16 protein-coding genes are annotated in these 18,938 nt (G+C 35.2%); 10 read left to right on the forward strand and 6 right to left on the reverse strand.

Annotated elements, in window-relative coordinates; all coding sequences use genetic code 11:
* Positions 1-89 precede the first annotated feature (89 nt).
* From BHE19_RS08235 to hutH, 4 genes are all read right to left on the reverse strand, one after another.
* Positions 90-1,457: an SMI1/KNR4 family protein gene (locus BHE19_RS08235; RefSeq protein ID WP_083342493.1), complete on the reverse strand. Its 1,368-nt coding sequence runs from the start codon at positions 1,455-1,457 to the stop codon at positions 90-92.
* Between the two features lie 156 nt (positions 1,458-1,613).
* Complete coding sequence (locus BHE19_RS08240) at positions 1,614-2,957, reverse strand: inorganic phosphate transporter (RefSeq protein ID WP_070906679.1); 1,344 nt, start codon at positions 2,955-2,957, stop codon at positions 1,614-1,616.
* 31 nt (positions 2,958-2,988) lie between these two features.
* Positions 2,989-3,633, reverse strand: a complete 645-nt coding sequence (locus tag BHE19_RS08245) for a DUF47 domain-containing protein (protein ID WP_017496503.1) — start codon at positions 3,631-3,633, stop codon at positions 2,989-2,991.
* Positions 3,634-3,681: 48 nt separating this feature from the next.
* Positions 3,682-5,196, reverse strand: coding sequence for a histidine ammonia-lyase (hutH, locus tag BHE19_RS08250; RefSeq protein WP_070906680.1), 1,515 nt, complete (start codon positions 5,194-5,196; stop codon positions 3,682-3,684).
* 727 nt (positions 5,197-5,923) lie between these two features.
* On the opposite strand from hutH, the gene thrA reads away from it, so the two are divergent.
* The 7 genes from thrA (at position 5,924) to BHE19_RS08285 (ending at position 13,852) form a co-directional block, all read left to right on the forward strand.
* On the forward strand, positions 5,924-8,371 hold the full coding sequence (gene thrA / locus BHE19_RS08255) for a bifunctional aspartate kinase/homoserine dehydrogenase I (protein ID WP_070906681.1): 2,448 nt from the start codon (positions 5,924-5,926) through the stop codon (positions 8,369-8,371).
* 75 nt (positions 8,372-8,446) lie between these two features.
* On the forward strand, positions 8,447-9,367 hold the full coding sequence (locus BHE19_RS08260; protein ID WP_070906682.1) for a homoserine kinase: 921 nt from the start codon (positions 8,447-8,449) through the stop codon (positions 9,365-9,367).
* Positions 9,368-9,378: 11 nt separating this feature from the next.
* Positions 9,379-9,846, forward strand: coding sequence for a hypothetical protein (locus BHE19_RS08265; RefSeq protein WP_070906683.1), 468 nt, complete (start codon positions 9,379-9,381; stop codon positions 9,844-9,846).
* Positions 9,847-9,993: 147 nt separating this feature from the next.
* A complete protein-coding gene (gene thrC / locus BHE19_RS08270; RefSeq protein WP_070906684.1) occupies positions 9,994-11,283 on the forward strand; it encodes a threonine synthase in 1,290 nt (429 codons plus the stop codon).
* A 254-nt stretch (positions 11,284-11,537) separates the two neighbouring features.
* Positions 11,538-12,362: a phospholipase D-like domain-containing protein gene (locus BHE19_RS08275; RefSeq protein ID WP_070906685.1), complete on the forward strand. Its 825-nt coding sequence runs from the start codon at positions 11,538-11,540 to the stop codon at positions 12,360-12,362.
* Between the two features lie 192 nt (positions 12,363-12,554).
* Positions 12,555-13,580, forward strand: coding sequence for a hypothetical protein (locus BHE19_RS08280; protein WP_070906686.1), 1,026 nt, complete (start codon positions 12,555-12,557; stop codon positions 13,578-13,580).
* Positions 13,581-13,582: 2 nt separating this feature from the next.
* Positions 13,583-13,852: a hypothetical protein gene (locus BHE19_RS08285; RefSeq protein WP_070906687.1), complete on the forward strand. Its 270-nt coding sequence runs from the start codon at positions 13,583-13,585 to the stop codon at positions 13,850-13,852.
* Between the two features lie 206 nt (positions 13,853-14,058).
* Here the strand turns inward: BHE19_RS08285 and BHE19_RS08290 are convergent, their stop codons facing one another.
* Positions 14,059-14,529 (reverse strand): JAB domain-containing protein, encoded by a 471-nt coding sequence (locus BHE19_RS08290; protein ID WP_070906688.1) that lies wholly within the window; start codon positions 14,527-14,529, stop codon positions 14,059-14,061.
* Between the two features lie 712 nt (positions 14,530-15,241).
* Between BHE19_RS08290 and BHE19_RS08295 the strand changes: the two genes are divergently transcribed.
* The 3 genes from BHE19_RS08295 to BHE19_RS08305 all read left to right on the forward strand — a co-directional run bounded on the left by BHE19_RS08295 (position 15,242) and on the right by BHE19_RS08305 (position 18,122).
* The gene (locus BHE19_RS08295; RefSeq protein ID WP_017498242.1) at positions 15,242-16,768 is read left to right on the forward strand and encodes a S10 family peptidase; all 1,527 of its coding nucleotides are present in this window, start codon (positions 15,242-15,244) and stop codon (positions 16,766-16,768) included.
* A gap of 149 nt (positions 16,769-16,917) precedes the next feature.
* A complete protein-coding gene (locus BHE19_RS08300) occupies positions 16,918-17,424 on the forward strand; it encodes a GNAT family N-acetyltransferase (RefSeq protein ID WP_070906689.1) in 507 nt (168 codons plus the stop codon).
* 149 nt (positions 17,425-17,573) lie between these two features.
* The gene (locus BHE19_RS08305) at positions 17,574-18,122 is read left to right on the forward strand and encodes a HutD family protein (protein ID WP_070906690.1); all 549 of its coding nucleotides are present in this window, start codon (positions 17,574-17,576) and stop codon (positions 18,120-18,122) included.
* A 191-nt stretch (positions 18,123-18,313) separates the two neighbouring features.
* Here the strand turns inward: BHE19_RS08305 and BHE19_RS08310 are convergent, their stop codons facing one another.
* A complete protein-coding gene (locus BHE19_RS08310) occupies positions 18,314-18,883 on the reverse strand; it encodes a Crp/Fnr family transcriptional regulator (protein ID WP_017498240.1) in 570 nt (189 codons plus the stop codon).
* Positions 18,884-18,938 lie beyond the last annotated feature (55 nt).

The raw sequence follows: 18,938 nt of genomic DNA on the forward strand, positions 1-18,938 counted from the left end.
GCTGATAAAAACAAAAAAGCTAGCTTCTTTATTGAAACTAGCTTTTTTTATTCTTGAAACGACCATTAACTTATTCTGATATCACCACTTTAAAAATCAATATCTGCCTTTATAATGCTTTTATTATTGAATCCATATGGTTTTAATCTGTGATTTAAATTTGCTAAAATATAGTCTTTTTCTTTTGGGAATTTTTCAGCAATCGCTTTATAATACTTCAAAAGTTTTCGGTCTTCTACTCCATCTAACGCCTGTAAAACGGTATGAATAACCCGGTTTGAACTGTCATTCAAACCTGTAATAAAAACATCCAGATACTTGCTTTTGTTCTTCAATTGTCCCAGTGAATAATAAGCACTCACTTTTACTTCTTCACTTTTATTAGACGTAAATGGAATGATAATAGCCCCATAATCCAACTTTGTTTCTTTTAACAAATACGTACAAAATCTAAACGTTTCGTCATCTTCAATCGTATCAGCATTTGCTTTTATAAACCCTAACCAGTCTGCACTTTTGCCTTTTGCGTACCAAAATACAAACTGAAACACGGTCAGCAAACTCTGTTTAGAAAAATCGACTAAATAAGGCTTTGCCCTTTCATAATCAAACTTAGTAAGAATTTGAAGTATTGTTTTTTGAATTTCGCCTGAACTTATTTTATACTGTTCTTCTAAAACACTAAAAGTCTCAGCATCTAATGCCTCTTTTTTTAAGATTCCGTTAAGACATTCTTCTTTAGTTTCACCATCCTCTGCGAAAAAATATACTTCTAAAATGTAAGCTGACAATCCTCCTAATGTATATCGAAACAAATCAGGGTCATTTACCATTGTATTTTCAGGAATAATTCCATCAAGCCAACGTTCGTACCAATTTAAAAAATTAGATTCAAAAGTAAAAAAGGGTTTCTGCCTGTCGATATCAATATTAACCACCCGTCCTTTAAATTCTCCATTTAAAACAAGTCCGTAATAATACGAACAGCCCTGACTCACAATTGGCAGTATTCCGGCAAACATTTTACCAAGCTCTTCATCAAAATCTTCTTGAGAAATATCGTCATTCTCTTCAATATTTTGCGTCAGTTCTGCCCAGAATTCATCACTCATTTTTGGATAAATTCTACACTCCTGTTTTAAGCAATTTTCGGGATTACTATAGACAAATTCCTCCAGATTTTTACCGAACGGAAATATGCCATAACTAGGTCCTGCAGCAGAATTCTCATAAGAAATCCCACCATTACCAATATGAAGCAAAAAGGCTTTATAATCCTCCGGAAGCTCCAAATCATACTCGGTTTCAAAACGGATAATCTGATCGGCACTAACCGTTTTTCCAATCGTATATTTATGACTGTCTGCGCCAAAAACTTTTAAACTTTTGTCTGCATTTTTCGCCAGGATCAACTTTCTTTTTATTCTTTCTATCTGATTCAATAGGTCTGTTTCCAATCTGTATTACTTTCTTTATTTTTTAAGTAAATATAAATACATTATAATTTCAAAACAACCCGTCATACCAAACAAAAAAGCCGATTTCAAATTGAAATCGGCTTTAAAATATTTTAAAAAAATGCGGTTTACACCTCACATTTTACAATAATCATTTTACTTAATAAACACGCTTAATACAAAGTAAACCAAACCGGCTAATATTGCCGAAATTGGAATGGTTAATATCCACGCCCAGATTAAACTAACAGTAACTCCCCAACGAACAGCAGAAACACGTTTTGTTAATCCAACTCCAATAATAGAACCTGTAATTGTGTGTGTTGTACTTACCGGAATTTTTAAGTGTTCTGTAAAATAAAGCGTTAAAGCTCCTGCAGTTTCAGCTGCAACTCCTTCAAATGAACTTACTTTTGTGATTTTAGAACCCATTGTTTTTACAATCTTCCATCCACCACTCAAAGTTCCTGCTGCAATTGCAGAATAACAAGCCAAAGGAATCCATCCCGGCATTACTCCTTTTACACCTAAATCATCGTTTGGCAAAACAACATCTAACCAGGAATCCATATGCACACCAGGGTTAGTGTTGATATAAACTGCTACTGCGGCTGCAATAATACCCATTACTTTTTGAGAATCATTCCCTCCGTGACCTAAACTAAAAGCCGCAGAAGACAATAATTGCATTTTTTTCAAAGCAGCATCTGCCTGATGAAGATTTAAACTACTGAATATCAAACAAAACAAACTTACGGTTAAGATGATAAAAGCAACTAAAAACCATTTAATATTATGCGGATCAAAAGCTACACTCCAAAAATGAGATTCAAAACGTGGTTTTCCATGCTCAACAATCTCTGAATAAGGAATCATTAAACTACTCACCATCCAGATTGTCGCAATCATCAGTGCTACAGTAAATATTTTTGGTCCAATACTTTTACGCGAAGCATTCAACAACCAGATCGAAATCAAGTAAGAAGCTAATGCTCCTAATAATGGTGCCAATACAATAAAAGCGATAATAATAAGTACTCCTGAAGGCATTGCTCCTTCTTTACCAGCCTTATACCAGCTTACGATTTCGTACCAGTAATGCGTTGTTCCGTCTTCGCCCACATATCCTGAAAATCCATGTACAGCGATCGCATGAGCAATTGCTGCTCCGGCAAAACCACCAATCAGCGTATGAGAAGAACTCGAAGGAATTCCTAACCACCAAGTCAATAAATTCCAACAAATAGCTGCAATAACTCCTGCGAGGATTACAACAAGGTTAATTTCCATGGTGTGCGCTGTTTTAGCAACCGTATCGGCAACACCAAATCCAAAAACCCAATAGGCCAGAAAGTTAAAAAATGCTGCCCAAAGAACAGCCTGAAAAGGCGTCAAAACCTTGGTCGCAACAACAGTCGCTATAGCATTTGCCGCATCATGAAAACCGTTGATGTAATCAAAAATTAAAGCTAATACTATAATAATTATAAGTAGCGTCATAAATTATAACTTCAGAATGAAATAAATTGAATTAAGAATGTTTTACAGAAATAGATTCCAGTATGTTCGCAACACTCTTACATTTGTCTGTTGCTGATTCTAAAACAGATAACACTTCTTTATACTTAATGATGTTTTTTGCGTCTGTTTCGTTTTCAAAAATTTCAAAAACTGCTTTGTTATAAACGTTATCTGACTTGTTCTCCAGTTTATTAATTCTGGCACAAGCTTCTTTGATAATGTTCATGTTTTTTAAGTTACTTAACTCTTTTACAGCACTGTCAATATTCTGACAAGCTTCAAGGTTAATTTCAGTCATCTTTCTGATTGACTTTGTAATCTTATCTACCTGATATAATTTCATTCTGCTTGCCGCACCGTGAAGGTAATCGGCAACGTTATCAATTGAAGTAATCAATGTATGAATATCCTCTCTGTCAAATGGAGTAATAAAATTTCTACTCAATTCAAGATTGGTTTGACGTGTAATGTCTTCTCCTTTTTGCTCTAACTCATCTATTTTTTGAAAAAGAACTTCTCTTTCTTTCAATGGAAGGTTTACAGCTTCGTGTAAATTAGAAGCTAACTCAATTAAATTGCTTGAAGCCTCTTCAAAAAGTGGAAAGAATTTCTTGTCTTTCGGCACTAAAAATTGGAAAATACTGTTTATTGACATTTTTATATTTTTGATAGTGCAAAATTACTTCAATATTATTTTGCCATGTTAAGCCATTGTTAACAAATCGTTTTCAATTTGAAAACTGTCAAGGAATTCAACTGTTTTTTTAATATCATAATGCAGGATTCTGTCTTCTTTAACCAAAGGCACCACTTCTCTGTAACTGCTTAAGAATGTTTCAATAAAATCACTTGATTTTAAAGGTTCTCTGTAAGCAATCGCCTGTGAAGCGTTCATTAATTCGATGGCTAAAATACGCTCCAGGTTGCCCATAACACGCAATGCTTTTGTAGCTCCGTTTGCTCCCATACTCACGTGATCTTCCTGTCCGTTACTTGAAACAATACTATCTATACTCGAAGGTGTAGCCAATTGTTTGTTCTGACTTGCGATGCTTGCCGCTGTATATTGCGGAATCATAAATCCTGAATTCAATCCCGGATTATCCACCAAAAATGCCGGAAGATTACGCAATCCTGAAATTAACTGATACGTTCTTCTTTCAGAAATACTACCTAACTCTGCCAAAGCAATTGCCATAAAATCCAGTGCTAAAGCTAAAGGCTGTCCGTGGAAATTTCCTCCTGAGATAATCTGATCTGCTTCAATGAAGATATTAGGATTGTCGGTAACAGAGTTAATTTCGGTTTTGAATACTTTTCTAACGTAATCAATGGCATCTTTTGAAGCACCGTGAACCTGAGGCATGCAACGGAAAGAATACGGATCCTGTACGTGTTTTTTCTCCTGAGCAATAATCTCACTTCCGTCTAAAAATTCAGTAAGGCGCTGTGCCGTCACAATCTGTCCTTTGTGAGGACGTATAAAATGAATCAATTCGTTAAAAGGCTCAATTCTTCCATCAAAACCTTCTAATGAAATAGCTCCGATCAAATCTGCCAAATACGAATATTTATAAGCTTTTAATAAAATATGTGCTCCGTACGCACTCATGAACTGAGTTCCGTTTAACAAAGCCAACCCTTCTTTAGACTGTAAAACAATTGGCTCCCAGTTAAAGTGTTTTAAAACTTCGGCTGCGGCTGTTTTTTTTCCTTCAAAAAGAACCTCACCCTCACCTAATAAAGGTAACGATAAATGTGCCAAAGGTGCCAAATCTCCCGAAGCCCCTAAAGATCCCTGAGTATAAATTACCGGAAGAATATCATTATTGTAAAAATCCACCAAGCGCTCTAAAGTTTGCAATTGAACCCCTGAATGTCCATAACTCAAAGATTGAATCTTAAGCAACAGCATCAATTTTACAATTTCAGCCGGAACCTCTTCTCCTGTTCCGCAAGCATGCGATTTTACAAGATTCTCCTGAAGCTGAGATAAATTTTCATTTGAAATTTTCACATTACAAAGCGAGCCAAAACCAGTGTTGATTCCGTAAATAGGTTCAGAATGTGAAGCCATTTTTTTATCGAGATAATCACGACATTTTTGAACGTTTACTTTTGCTTCTTCTGATAATTCAAGCGTTTTCTGGTTGACAATAATTTCCTGTAAAGCTTCTAAACTTAGGGTTTCTGTGCTGATATAATGGATTTCTTTCATGCTGTTTAAATTTTAAGACTTCAAAATTCAGCAAATCAATATTAAAAAGCAACATTTATTCCTAATAATTAAAAAATGATTCTCGCGAATTCCCCGATTTTGCTCTTTTCACAATAGCAATCCGACAAAACCAAGGACATCTTTTTATCCTAATAAGGTACCTCTATTTTTTAACAAGAAAACGACAAAAGCAATTAAATCCTACCGATTTTATAGACTAATGACGTTTTTAGATGTTTTTCAAGATTAAAAATCAGACTATTAAGCACATCTCTTTTAAAGATAAGTTCCAATAATTATATGAATCCATCAATTTAACACACACAATTCTGACAAAAAGCTCAATATTGATTTGCTGAATTTTGAATTTTTAAAATATTCATAAAAAGACCGGAAAGATTTTTAACTTTTATAAAAAACTGTACTTTTGAAAAACCAAAATGAAAAGTAACAGCGTAAAATATCATTCTACACTAACAACTCAAACCAGAGTTGCAATCGCTGCTATTACAATTTCAACTACAACAACTACTACCCCTTAGGGGTATACATTTTACATATCACTCAGGTTACCTAGTACTTTTTTCTAAGAAGAAGAGAGTTATTGGATACATAAAAAACATTTACAAAGAAAAAAATAGTTGCAGTTTTCAGTTTCAGTTCACAGTTGATAACCTTTGAACCTTTGTTACTAAAAATCTTTGCACCTTATTAAAAAACATCAAAAATGAAAGTATTAAAATTTGGCGGAACTTCGGTTGCCAATGCACAAAATATAAAACTAGTTCTCGAAATCATAAATCAAAAATCGAAGCAGGACCAATTGGTTGTGGTAGTATCAGCCTTAAGTAAAGTAACTGATTTACTGCAACTGGCAGCAGCAAAAGCAGCAGCTAATGACGAAAGCTTCAGAGAAATTGTTGCTGAAATCGAGAAAAAACACCTTGACACTTTAAAAGAATTGATTCCGGTTAGCGAACAAAGTAGCTTACTGAGCCATGTAAAAAGAATCATCAATCATTTAGAAACTTTATTAGACGGCTGTTTCTTACTGGGCGAATTATCTCCCAGAACTGCCGATACTATTTTAAGTTTTGGAGAGCTGCTTTCGTCTTACATCATTGCTCAGGCGTATCAGCAAATTGATAAAAATGCGGTTTACAAAGACAGTCGCGAACTGATTAAAACCAACAATAACTTTGGAAAAGCCGTTGTAAATTTCGAAGTTTCCAACCAGCTGATCAGAGAATATTTTGCCGAAAATCAGTCTAAAATTAGTATTCTTCCAGGGTTTATTTCTCAAACTCTTGACGGAATCGCTACTACCTTAGGCCGTGGAGGTTCTGATTATACCGCTGCCATAGTTGCCGGAGCACTTGAAGCAGAACAATTAGAAATCTGGACTGACGTTAACGGAATGTTTACCGCCAATCCTAAAATTGTTAAACAGGCCCACCCTATTGCAACGATCTCATATCAGGAAGCGATGGAGCTATCGCATTTTGGTGCCAAAGTGCTGTATCCGCCAACGATTCAGCCTGTCTTAAGAAAAAACATTCCAATTTTAATCAAAAATACATTTGAACCGGAAGCTGAAGGAACCTTAATTTCAGATCAGGTTTTGTCAAAAGATACCGTTGTAAAAGGAATCAGTCATATCGACAATATTTCATTAGTAACTCTTGAAGGTCCCGGAATGATTGGAGTTTCAGGTTCGTCAAAACGTTTGTTTGAAGTATTGTCTCAGGAAAAAATCAACGTTATTTTTATCACTCAGGCTTCTTCTGAGCATTCGATCTGTATCGGAATTCTGAATTCGGATGCGGATAATGCCGAGGCTGCCATCAACAGAGCTTTTGAAGTAGAGATTTCTCAAAACAAAATCGATCCTTGTATTGTCGAAAAAGACCTGTGCATTATCGCTTTGGTGGGCGAAAACATGAAGAACCATCAGGGTTTAAGTGGTAGAATGTTTAGTACTTTAGGAAAAAACAATGTCAACATACGCGCCATTGCGCAAGGAGCTTCTGAACGTAATATTTCGACTGTAATCAATGAAAGAGACGTTAAGAAAGCATTGAATACTTTACACGAAAACTTCTTTGAGGAAAACACCAAACAGCTCAATTTATTTGTGATGGGTGTTGGAAACGTGGGTGAAAAATTCATCGAACAAATTCACAATCAAAGGAAGTTTCTAAAAGACAACCTGAAAATCAATGTTCGTGTGATCGCTTTATCCAATTCCCGAAAAATGCTTTTTGACGAGGACGGAATTTCGTTAAAAGACTGGCAATCGGCTTTGGACAAAGGTGAAAATGCCAATAAAGAAGCTTTCATCTCTCGTGCGAAGGAATTAAACTTGCGTAACAGCATCTTTGTTGATATTACCGCAAATGCAAGCGTGTCTGAAACCTACGAAAATTTCTTAAAACAGAGTATCGCGGTGGTGACCTGCAACAAAATTGCCTGTTCATCTGCCTATGACAATTATAAAAAATTAAAGAATTTATCCCGTCAGTACAATGCTCCGTTTTTATTTGAAACCAATGTTGGAGCGGGATTACCAATTATTGATACCGTGAAAAACTTAATCGCTTCAGGTGATAAAGTACATAAAATTCAGGCGGTTCTATCCGGAAGTCTGAACTTCATATTCAACAATTTCGATAAAGACAATTCTTTTCACGATGTGGTAAAAGAAGCCGGAGTGCAAGGTTTCACAGAGCCGGATCCGAAAATTGACTTAAGCGGAATCGACGTAGCCCGTAAAATCCTAATCCTGATCCGCGAAAGCGGTTATGAAATGGATATTGACGCAATTGCCAACGAATCGTTCCTGCCAGCCGAATGTCTTGCCACAACTAACAACGAAGATTTCTTTGCTTCTTTAACGCAACATGCTCCTCATTTTTCAAAAATCTATGACGAAGCGTTAAGCAAAGATTCCAGATTGAAATATGTAGCGCAATTCGAAAACGGAAAAGCGAGCGTTGGTTTGCAATTCATCCCGAAAGAGCATCCTTTTTACAACCTGGAAGGAAAAGACAATATTGTACTTTTCTACACCGATCGTTACGTAGATCAGCCACTACTGATCAAAGGCGCCGGAGCGGGTGCAGCCGTTACCGCATCAGGAATTTTTGCAGATGTGATTAGAATTGGAAACATATAATTTTTTGTTTCAAGTTTCAAGTTTCAGGTTCCAGCAACTTGAAACTTAAAACTTGAAACCTGAAACAACTAAATAATGAAAGAAATAAAACTATTTTGCCCGGCAACTATCGCCAACCTCTCCTGCGGATTTGACGTATTGGGACTTTGCCTGGATAATGCGGGCGATGAAATGATCGTTCGGAAATCAGATCAAAAAGGAGTTCGAATTACCAAAATTGAGGGAGCAGATTTGCCTTTAGAAACGGAGAAAAACGTTTCAGGGGTTGCAGCTTTAGCAATGTTGGAGACACTTGACGTGGATTGCGGATTCGAAATCGAAATTTATAAACATATCAAAGCCGGAAGCGGAATCGGAAGCAGTGCTGCCAGTTCTGCCGGAGCGGTTTTTGGAATCAATGAGCTTCTGGGACGTCCATATTCTCGTAAAGATTTGGTGCAATTTGCCATGCAGGGTGAAAAACTGGCCAGCGGAAATGCACATGCCGATAACGTTGCTCCTGCCCTTTTAGGCGGATTTACTTTGGTAAGAAGTTATGCTCCTCTTGATATTATCAGAATTGATAGTCCGGAGGAATTGTACGCAACGGTAGTTCACCCGCAAATTGAATTGAAAACTTCTGACGCACGTTCGGTTTTGAAACAAAACGTTTCCCTTAAAAGCGCCATCATGCAATGGGGAAATGTAGGCGGACTTATAGCGGGTCTTTACACCAAAGATTACGATTTGATTGGAAGATCACTTCATGACGAAATCGTTGAGCCTTTAAGAAGTGTTTTAATTCCAGGTTTCGACCAAATCAAACAAACGGCTCTTGAAAACGGTGCTTTAGGTTCCGGAATCTCAGGTTCTGGCCCGTCGATTTTTGCTTTAAGCAGAGGAAAAGAAACCGCCGATCAAATCGCCAAAGCCATGAGCGACGTTTACGAAAAAATGAATTTACCATATGAAATTCATGTTTCTAAAATTAATCCTGATGGTGTTAGAGTTTTGTAATCGTATAAATCATGGATGAAATAACAAAAGAGGAGCAAATTGAAAATTGGTTGAGAATTGGTTTAAGTCAGCCTCAAGACAGACTTTCTGAAATTTTTTATTTTGATAGAAGAGACAATCAGTTTTTCTCCATTCTTGTTGCAGATTATTTTCATTTTGATAAGAATTATAATATCCCGAAAAATGCTGTTTCAAGCTATCCTGAAAGTACTTTAATTGTATTAGCAGATAGAATGAAACGAATTGAGAATGTTGATAAATCAATTATTACATTAAGCAGAACCAAAAAAGGTGAAGATAGTACCGATGAATATTTAAATCGAAAGATGGAGGCTTTTTTAAATTTAAATTCAATAGTTATTACAACAGCAACGATTTGGGAAGTTGATGAAATTGGAAGTGTGACTATTAACTTATTAGAAGACGAATCAGAAATTGATATAAAAAAGCAAAAAAGTTGGTGGGAATTTTGGAGATAAAAGCAACCAAAATAATTTACAAAAACAATAAATTGTCGATATCATAAATCATTAAATAAAAATATTTTAAATAATTACAGGCTTCGTTTTTTTACGCAAGGCAAAAAGCTTAAAGCCTACTGCCTAAAGCCTAAAGCAAAAAAACCAATGAAATACTACAGTTTAAACCATAATGCTCCAAAGGTTTCGTTTAAGGAAGCCGTAATACAAGGACTCGCGAGTGATAAAGGATTATATTTCCCTGAAAATATCACCGCTTTAGATGCCTCCTTTTTTGATGAAATTGAAAATTTAAGTCACGAACATATTGCTTTTGAAGCGATCAAACAATTCGTTGGCGATGAAATCCCGGCAGACAAATTAAAAGAAATCATTGCGGATACTTTAGTCTTTGATTTTCCGGTAGTAAAAGTCGAAGACGGAATCTACTCTTTAGAGTTATTCCACGGTCCAACCATGGCGTTTAAAGACGTTGGAGCACGTTTTATGTCACGCTGTCTGGGGTATTTTAACAGAGACAATAAAGACGCTAAAAACACTGTTCTTGTGGCTACTTCCGGAGATACAGGCGGAGCCGTTGCGAGCGGATTTTTAGGCGTTGACGGTGTCGATGTGGTGATTTTATATCCGTCAGGAAAGGTGAGCGACATTCAGGAGAAACAATTAACGACTTTAGGACAAAACATCAAAGCACTGGAAGTTGACGGTGTTTTTGACGATTGCCAGGATATGGTTAAAAAAGCGTTTTTAGATGAAACTTTAGCACATAAAAACCTGACTTCGGCCAATTCGATTAATATTGCGCGCTGGCTGCCACAGATGTTCTATTTTTTCTTTGCTTACAAAGCGTTGAAAAGCCAAAACAAACCATTGGTTTTCTCTTGTCCAAGCGGTAATTTCGGGAATATCTGCGCCGGAATTATGGCAAAAAGATTAGGCTTGCCTATTGAACATTTTGTAGCCTCTACAAACGTAAACGATACCGTACCAAGATTCTTAGAAAACGGAAAATACGACCCGAAACCTTCTAAAGCCACAATCTCTAACGCTATGGACGTTGGAAACCCAAGCAACTTTATCCGCATTCAGGAATTGTACAACAATAACTTAAAAGCGTTCGAAAAAGACTTTTCCTCTTATAGCTATACCGACGAAGAAACGCTTGTTGCTCTAAAAAATATTTATAACACAAATGGTTACATCGCGGAGCCACATGGTGCTGTTGGTTATCTAGGTTTGAAGAAAGAACTGAAAAAACACTCGAATGCCATTGGTATTTTCTTAGAAACAGCACACCCTATTAAATTCTTAGATGTTGTTGAACCGGCATTAGGGATTACACTTCCTATTCCTGCTCAGATTGAGAGTGTTATTAATGAGGAGAAAGTGAGTGTGAAGATTGGGAGTTATGAGGAGTTGAAGAGTTTTTTGGGATAATCTATTTATATTTTGATATACTAAACGATTGAGATTTATTTCAGTCGTTTTTTTATTGCATTACACTAAAATTATTTTGAGTTAGCAAATAAAAAATATCAAGTACGGAAATCCATAAAAATTGGCAAGAAAAAATACATATATTTGAAAATAGGAAATCGAAATTATTTTTTTATTAATTCAAATTGATTTCGGGTTAAAAACTGAATTTTATTCTGTACACACAAAAGCGAGTATAACTATTACTAGACAATATGGAAAACAAACCATTAAATTTTGAAGAATTCAAAAAGGCACTTGATGGAGAAAAGTCAAAGCTACAAAACTTAAATGACTTCAATATACCTACAGATGCTTATCATGTCCGAGATTTGACTAAGTCACAAGTTATTCCGTCAGAAAATTACTCTACAACTGTCACTTCACCTAAACTTGACTCTATTGAAACACATTTTCGAAATATAGAAGAACTTCTAATCGAAAAAATTATTGATTATAAAGACGATTTAATAATAGGCTGTGTAGCATGGTTAACTTCATATCGAATTTTAGATGCTCTTGCTAAATGTAAGAACGTCCAAATCATTGTTCAAAAAGAGGATTTCTTAAGACCAGACCTAAAGACTAAAGACAGAAATTCCTGGAAAAATATTTTACACAATAAATATAATAAGATTACGTGTGAAATGGCTCGTTTTCAATTTTCTGAACCAATGGAATATTTAAGTTTTGCCTGTGACCCAACAGTTGAAGGGGTGAGATGTGTTGGAAATCATAATTCTGAAAAATCTCCAGCATTTCCGCGGATGCATAATAAATTTCTGGTTTTTTGTAGAACTACTAAAAATCAAGATAATTCAGATTTTCGTTATTGGCCAGTTTCATTATGGACTGGATCTTTTAATTTAACGCAAAATGCTACATATTCCTTGGAAAATGCTATTTGTCTGACTGATAGTACTGGAAAGAATGAATTGATCAATAGCTATTTAAAAGAACATCACCAAATTTTTACTATTTCTGAGAAATTAAATTGGGAAAGTACTTGGATAGAACCACAGTTTAGAATAGGAACATAGATTCTTTCGCAAGCAAATTGTTTGCATAGCTTACCTTTCCTTGCTAGCTCTAGCGCAACGCTCTCGTTAAAAATTGAAAATTAATAGTTATACGGAATTAAGTTTTTTAGAGGATAGTATTTTTATACCCTTTTAGTTCTATTTGTATCTTTTTCAATTCGCATTTTTTAACAATTACTAAAAACCAAACCAATGAACCTAAAACTAAAAATATTAACTTTTTTTATACTTTTCAATTTTATACCATTATTAAAAGTATCAGCTAATTCAAAAATTTATGAAAAAGATAAACTAGAGGCTTTGTCGGAAAAAATTGATTATCTAGAAGAAAAAATCGAATATCAAAACGAACAAATAAACAGTCAAGCAGGAATGCTTGATACAGCATTTGATGGCGTTTCTACCGAACTTGGAGCATCATCAAATTATATAAGTGTTTGCAGTATAATAATAGCCATTTTTAGTATTGGTTTAGGAATATATGTCACCAAAATAGAAAAAAGCATTAAGTCTATGGTTAAGGATAGCGAAACATTGATGGCAAGGAATATAGAAATTAAAAATGATATAGAATCTCTAAGTAACAAAATAACAAGGGATAGTCGTGGCCTATATAAAATAATTCGAAATGAAGAATCAAATCATTTAATTGATAGATTAATTTTTGTTCCTGAGGATATTACAAATTTATTTTATAATCTTACTTCTAGAGATCTAGAACCTAATCATTTTCCAAAACTAAAAGAGGCTTATTTGCAAGTTAAAAATACTCCTGAGTATGGAGATGATTATCAGATGCTATTATTTCAGCATTTTGTGGGTCAGTCTTTTTTAGATGAAGAACTTAAAAATGATATTATTGATAATGTTTATGATTTGTTTGAAAATTCTTTTAAAAATGATGCAATTAAATCATCTAAAGATTTTTTCAGTACAATTTCTCAATTAGATATAGAAAACTATAAATTAGAACTAAATAAATTTGTTACCGGATTTTGTAAATCAAAATTTTCTACAGAAGAAGCAATTTATTTTGAAATAATTAATTCTTTAAAAAGCAGAGAATTAAAATTTAAAATTTTTAAAATTATAGATGAAGTAAGTGAAAGTTTAATTTTTAGAAAAAAATATGGCAAGCTAATTCTTGACTATAATTACGAAAATTTAACCAATGCTGAAAATCTTGTCATCAATAAAATAATAGATTTAAATAAATAAAAATGGGAGATATATCAATATCAATGAAAACAGGTTTGTTAACACATAATTTAAGAAATCTATTGGATGGTAAAGCAGATCTTGGTACAGCGATGAAATTAGGGGTAATGACAAGCTCCTTACAGCAGTTTTTAGATGGTAAGGCAAATATTAGCATGGCCTCTAAGCTAGGTTTGATGACAAGTGATCTGCAAACACTCTTAAATAGTATGGGAAAAAAAGGTGCAATAGGCTTAATTTTAGGCATATTATTAAACAATAACCTAGAATAAAAACGTTATTAGTTATCTAAATACTTGTTACAAGTGTCTCACTCATTAAGACATTGAATAAAAGAGAGACCTCTCCCTGCTAACGGGAGCATCCCGCTCGTGAATTCAAAGAAATTCAAAAGCCAATTGAAGCGGGCACGAGCGAGACGCTCGCGCTAGCGATAGCAATGGTAATATTATACTTAAACACGGAACTTTCTGATTGTTTACATAATACCATTATCCGCAAAAGAATAATAACTCTCTGGGGTAATAATCAAATGATCTACTACTTCTATATCCAGAATAATACCTGCATCTTTAACCTTTTTAGTCATCACTTTATCGGCAGGAGAAGGAAGAGCTTTTCCTGAGGGATGATTGTGCAACATGATAATAGCGGTTGCTTTTGCTTTGAGTGCTGCCGTAAACAATAATCTAAGATCGACCGTAGTTGCGGTTATACCTCCTGTCGACATTTCATAAATTCCCAATACCCTATTGGCCTTGTTGAGCAAAAGAACTTTAAACTGCTCTAAAAACTCAATTTTGTTCGGATTCCACGATTGCAAAGCCAGTTTGTAAGTTGCTTTAGACGAAGTGATCTGAGGTCGTTCTGAGGCTTTTACTTTGGTTTTGTAAATCAGTTCAATTTCTGATGCAATTCTCCAATCTTCCTTTCCTTTCTTCGTTTTCATAATGATTAAAGATTTACAAATTAATGATAACAGCTTCTCAGAGTTTTATATGATTTTCTTTAGCAATTTAAATATTCCAAACAAGAAAAGTGTGGCAACATAATACCACACAAAATTGAGCATTATTGTTGCAGTAATTCATTGGTGTTAAATTATAACATAAAAAGGTATTGTGAAATATTGTAATTTGATATGCATTTGTATTGAAATTCAATATATAACTTATAAAAACCTATAAAAATATGGGGATTTACAACTATACTTAAATCTTGGAGTTCTAAGAAAAATTCCTGAGGTATTGGATGTTGGTGTTAGAAAATTGTTGATTTCATCCTGCTCCTGAACACCTAAAATTTAAATCACAAAAATTTCGGCTAAAGCCATTTCCTATTCTATTTTCTTTTTCCTCCAGCTGAAGCTGGAGGCTATTCAAAAAAATCTAAAAAACAAACCTTAAAATAGGCCTATTCAATTGCCCTCAGCTTCAGCTGGGGGTTTTGTATTCAAATAGAAAATAGGCTTTAGCCAAATGACATTGAGCGGGAGGCCGTTCAAAAAATCACGCGCATCCCTACCCTATGTAGACCTTCCTAAAATTACTTCCCCTCTCTTAAAGATTAAAAATCCTCACTTATGATTATTTTTATATCTTTAAAAATTCTAAATACAGCCACCTGTTTAGAGCATTAATTTCTATTAACACCCTATTTTTATGAAAAAAACATTACTTGTATTCCTTTTAGCCGGATCCTTAATTTCATCTGCTCAGGAATCAAAACCAAAAGCTCCCCAAGCCCCAGCAAAAGAAGAAAATTCGCCTTCTAATCTTACTTTTAATCCGGATGCCAGTGTGATCACCAATCACTCCGTTACCATAAAAGGACAAAAAGTTCCTTACAAAGCCACAACGGGTACGATGCCGGTTTGGGACGAAGACGGAAAGGCAATTGCCGGATTGTTCTACACCTATTATGAGCGTTCTGATGTAAAAGATCAGGCTTCACGTCCGTTAGTTATTTCCTTTAACGGTGGTCCGGGTTCTGCTTCGGTTTGGATGCAGATTGCTTACACAGGACCGAGTCTCTTAAACATTGATGATGAAGGATATCCTGTACAGCCTTACGGAATAAAAGAAAATCCGTATTCTATTCTGGATGTTGCCGATATCGTTTTTGTAAACCCTGTCAATACCGCTTATTCCAGACCTACAAGCAAAGACATTCCTACTACAAAATTCTTTGGCGTAAATGCCGATATTAAATACCTGGCCGATTGGATCAATGGTTTTGTAACCCGCACCAATCGTTGGGCTTCTCCTAAATACCTAATTGGTGAAAGTTATGGTACTACCCGTGTCTCGGGATTGGCACTTCAACTGCAAAACAGCCAATGGATGTATCTTAACGGAGTCATTTTGGTTTCTCCAACTGAATTAGGAATAACACGTGGTGTAGTTTCTGATGCTGCTCTTAAATTGCCTTATTTTGCAGCTACTGCCTGGTACCACAAAATGCTTCCGCCTGATCTTCAAAACAAAGATTTAACAGACATGTTACCCGAAGTGGAAGATTTTACCGTAAACGAACTTCTTCCTGCATTGACCAAAGGAGGATCTCTGGATGAACAAAAAAGAAAAGAAATTGGTGCTAAAATAGCACGTTATTCCGGTATCCCAGAGAAAGTGATCCAGCAAAACAATTTAGACCTTCCTTATGATTATTTTTGGAAAGAATTGTTAAGAGATAAGGGCTATACGGTAGGAAGACTTGATTCGAGATACAAAGGAATTGACCGCAAAGACTCAGGCGAAAGTCCTGATTTTAATGCAGAACTTACTTCCTGGCTGCACTCGTTTACGCCTGCCATCAATATGTACCTACGTAACAATCTGAACTATAAAACAGATTTTAAATACAATATGTTTGGTTCTGTACATCCTTGGGACAGATCTAACGATAAAACAGGCGAAAACCTGAGACAAGCTATGGCTCAAAACCCCTATTTGCATGTCATGGTACAATCCGGATATTATGATGGTGCCTGTGATTACTTTAATTCTAAATACGATTTATGGCAAATGGATCCGAGTGGAAAACTAACGGATAGAATGTCATGGAAAGGTTACAGAAGCGGTCACATGATGTACCTAAGAAAAGCCGATCTGGAAGCTGCTAACGAAGACATCAGAACTTTCATTAAGCAATCCTTACCTAAAGCCGGACAACCTGCAAAATACTAAATCGAACCTCTTGGGTTTAATGAATAAAAATTGATTTAACACATAGAAATAAAATTTCTCTCGCAGATTTAGCAGACTACTTAGATTATTTTATAATGGTCTTAGAAAACAGTTAAATCTGCGTGAAAAAATTACAACTACAATAATTCATGATTACAAAAGCTTCCTTACAGGACATTCCGGCGTTAACCGTTTTAATCAATTCGGCCTACAGAGGCGAAACCTCCAAAAAAGGCTGGACAACCGAAGCCAATTTATTGGAAGGAAAAAGAACTGACGAGCAGGAAATGACCGAAATTTTTCTGGATCCTAAAAATACCATTCTAAAATACACTGAAAAGGACCACATTATAGGTTCGGTTTTATTGGTCGAAAAAGGACACCAACTGTATTTAGGAATGTTAACCGTTTCACCAGAATTACAAAACAGTGGTATCGGGAAAAAGATGCTGGCAGAAGCTGAAAATCATGCAAAAGCTTTGGGATTATCCAGTATTATTATGACGGTGATCTCCGTTCGGGAAGAACTTATTGCGTGGTACAAACGTCACGGCTACGTTGATACTGGCGAGAGAGAAGCTTTTCCTGTAAGTGAGATTCATGTTACAATCTCTGAGAAACCTCTTGAGTTTATTTACTTAGAGAAGGTTATTTAGTTTTAGTTGTTTCAAGTTTCAAGTTTCAAGTTTCAAGTTTCAGGTTTGAGAGTAAAAACTAAAAAAACTTAGCAACTCAGCACCTTAGGACCTTAGTACCTCAGAAAAGCCTTTGAACCTTTACCCCTCTGAACCTCCAATAATAAAAAATGCACATACACCTTTTACCCAAAGAAAATTGTAAAGCCGCAGTTTGGAGCGGTGGATTGACGTATGAATATATGATCTATCCAAAAACAGCAAACTACGCCGATAGAGATTTTGCATTCAGAATAAGCAGTGCTACCATAGAGCAGGAACCATCGGTATTTACTCAATTTAAAGGTTATCACCGATATCTGGTTATGCTTGATAACGGCCTGGATATCGAGATAAACCAAGAAAAAAAGGTATACGAGCAATTTGAAATCATGGAATTTAACTCCAATGATGCCGTGACTTCTTTTACAAAAGGTATTGATTTTAATTGGATGGTTTCTGAAAAAATATCCCAGCACCAACTGAAAATAACAGCTGCTAATCAAAATTGTAATGCTCAAATTGTACTTTTCTTTTCTTTAGATACAACCGTTGTTCAAATTAATGAGAAGCCGTACGATTTAAAACCTTATGATTTACTGATCATTGAAAATCCGGAAAAGACAGATATAGCACTTCGATTTTCTAATAAATGCCTTTTTGGAGTATTGGATTTTTAATTCCGAAATGAATTTAACCGCAACGTTCGCGAAGGGTTACGCAAAGATTCGCAAAGCTTTCTTAACTGGTACAGTATATGCTCGCAAAGGCACAAAGTCTCAGAGTTTAAGCTCTTCTTTGTTCTTGCATCTTTCTTCCATTTATCAAAGCATACCAATAAAAAAACTCAGCCCCTTAGCTCCTCAGAACCTTAGCAGCTCCTTTTAATCTTTGACAAAAACTCGTGAGAAACTCCCAGATAAGAGGATAAATTCCGGTTATTGATTTTATTTGCTTTATGCGAATAGCGCTTTATAAACTCCAGATACCTTTGCTTGGAAGTTTTGTTCAGGAGATCTATAAGTCTTTGCTGAATGGCAATATTAGCCCTTTCAACCATTAAAATATGAAATTGAATCAACTTGGGGACTTGTTCGAACAAAAGTGCTTTGTTTTTCTTACTGATCACCAGGATTTCACTTTCTTCAATTGCTTTGATATTATAAGTCGTAGGCTTTTGATGATAGAAACTTTCTAGATCACAAATCCATTCATTTTCGAAAGAGAAAAAAATGACACTTTCGGTTCCGTTGTCATTTAAAATATAGGTTTTAAAAGTACCTTTCAAAATAAAGCCTTCATAAGAATTCTTTGAATCCTGAATCTGCAGAAATTCGTTTTTCTTAAGTTTAATAAACTTTACTTTTTCAACTACAAAATTCCATTCCTCATCTGTTAACGGAATCTTGCGCTCGATACTTAATCGTAGGTCTTTGTACATATGGTATTTACTTTTTATTCTTACTCAGGGGCGTAAGCAGGTGAATGAATGAAAA

Origin of the sequence: Flavobacterium tructae, from assembly GCF_001853485.1 — a bacterium.
Lineage (GTDB): Bacteria > Bacteroidota > Bacteroidia > Flavobacteriales > Flavobacteriaceae > Flavobacterium > Flavobacterium tructae.

Coding starts and splice junctions, on each gene's coding strand:
- BHE19_RS08240 (WP_070906679.1), bottom strand. CDS start 2,957: ATGACGCTACTTATAATTATTATAGTATTAGCTTTAATTTTTGATTAC.
- BHE19_RS08245 (WP_017496503.1), bottom strand. CDS start 3,633: ATGTCAATAAACAGTATTTTCCAATTTTTAGTGCCGAAAGACAAGAAA.
- hutH (WP_070906680.1), bottom strand. CDS start 5,196: ATGAAAGAAATCCATTATATCAGCACAGAAACCCTAAGTTTAGAAGCT.
- thrA (WP_070906681.1), top strand. CDS start 5,924: ATGAAAGTATTAAAATTTGGCGGAACTTCGGTTGCCAATGCACAAAAT.
- BHE19_RS08260 (WP_070906682.1), top strand. CDS start 8,447: ATGAAAGAAATAAAACTATTTTGCCCGGCAACTATCGCCAACCTCTCC.
- BHE19_RS08265 (WP_070906683.1), top strand. CDS start 9,379: ATGGATGAAATAACAAAAGAGGAGCAAATTGAAAATTGGTTGAGAATT.
- thrC (WP_070906684.1), top strand. CDS start 9,994: ATGAAATACTACAGTTTAAACCATAATGCTCCAAAGGTTTCGTTTAAG.
- BHE19_RS08275 (WP_070906685.1), top strand. CDS start 11,538: ATGGAAAACAAACCATTAAATTTTGAAGAATTCAAAAAGGCACTTGAT.
- BHE19_RS08280 (WP_070906686.1), top strand. CDS start 12,555: ATGAACCTAAAACTAAAAATATTAACTTTTTTTATACTTTTCAATTTT.
- BHE19_RS08285 (WP_070906687.1), top strand. CDS start 13,583: ATGGGAGATATATCAATATCAATGAAAACAGGTTTGTTAACACATAAT.
- BHE19_RS08290 (WP_070906688.1), bottom strand. CDS start 14,529: ATGAAAACGAAGAAAGGAAAGGAAGATTGGAGAATTGCATCAGAAATT.
- BHE19_RS08295 (WP_017498242.1), top strand. CDS start 15,242: ATGAAAAAAACATTACTTGTATTCCTTTTAGCCGGATCCTTAATTTCA.
- BHE19_RS08300 (WP_070906689.1), top strand. CDS start 16,918: ATGATTACAAAAGCTTCCTTACAGGACATTCCGGCGTTAACCGTTTTA.
- BHE19_RS08305 (WP_070906690.1), top strand. CDS start 17,574: ATGCACATACACCTTTTACCCAAAGAAAATTGTAAAGCCGCAGTTTGG.
- BHE19_RS08310 (WP_017498240.1), bottom strand. CDS start 18,883: ATGTACAAAGACCTACGATTAAGTATCGAGCGCAAGATTCCGTTAACA.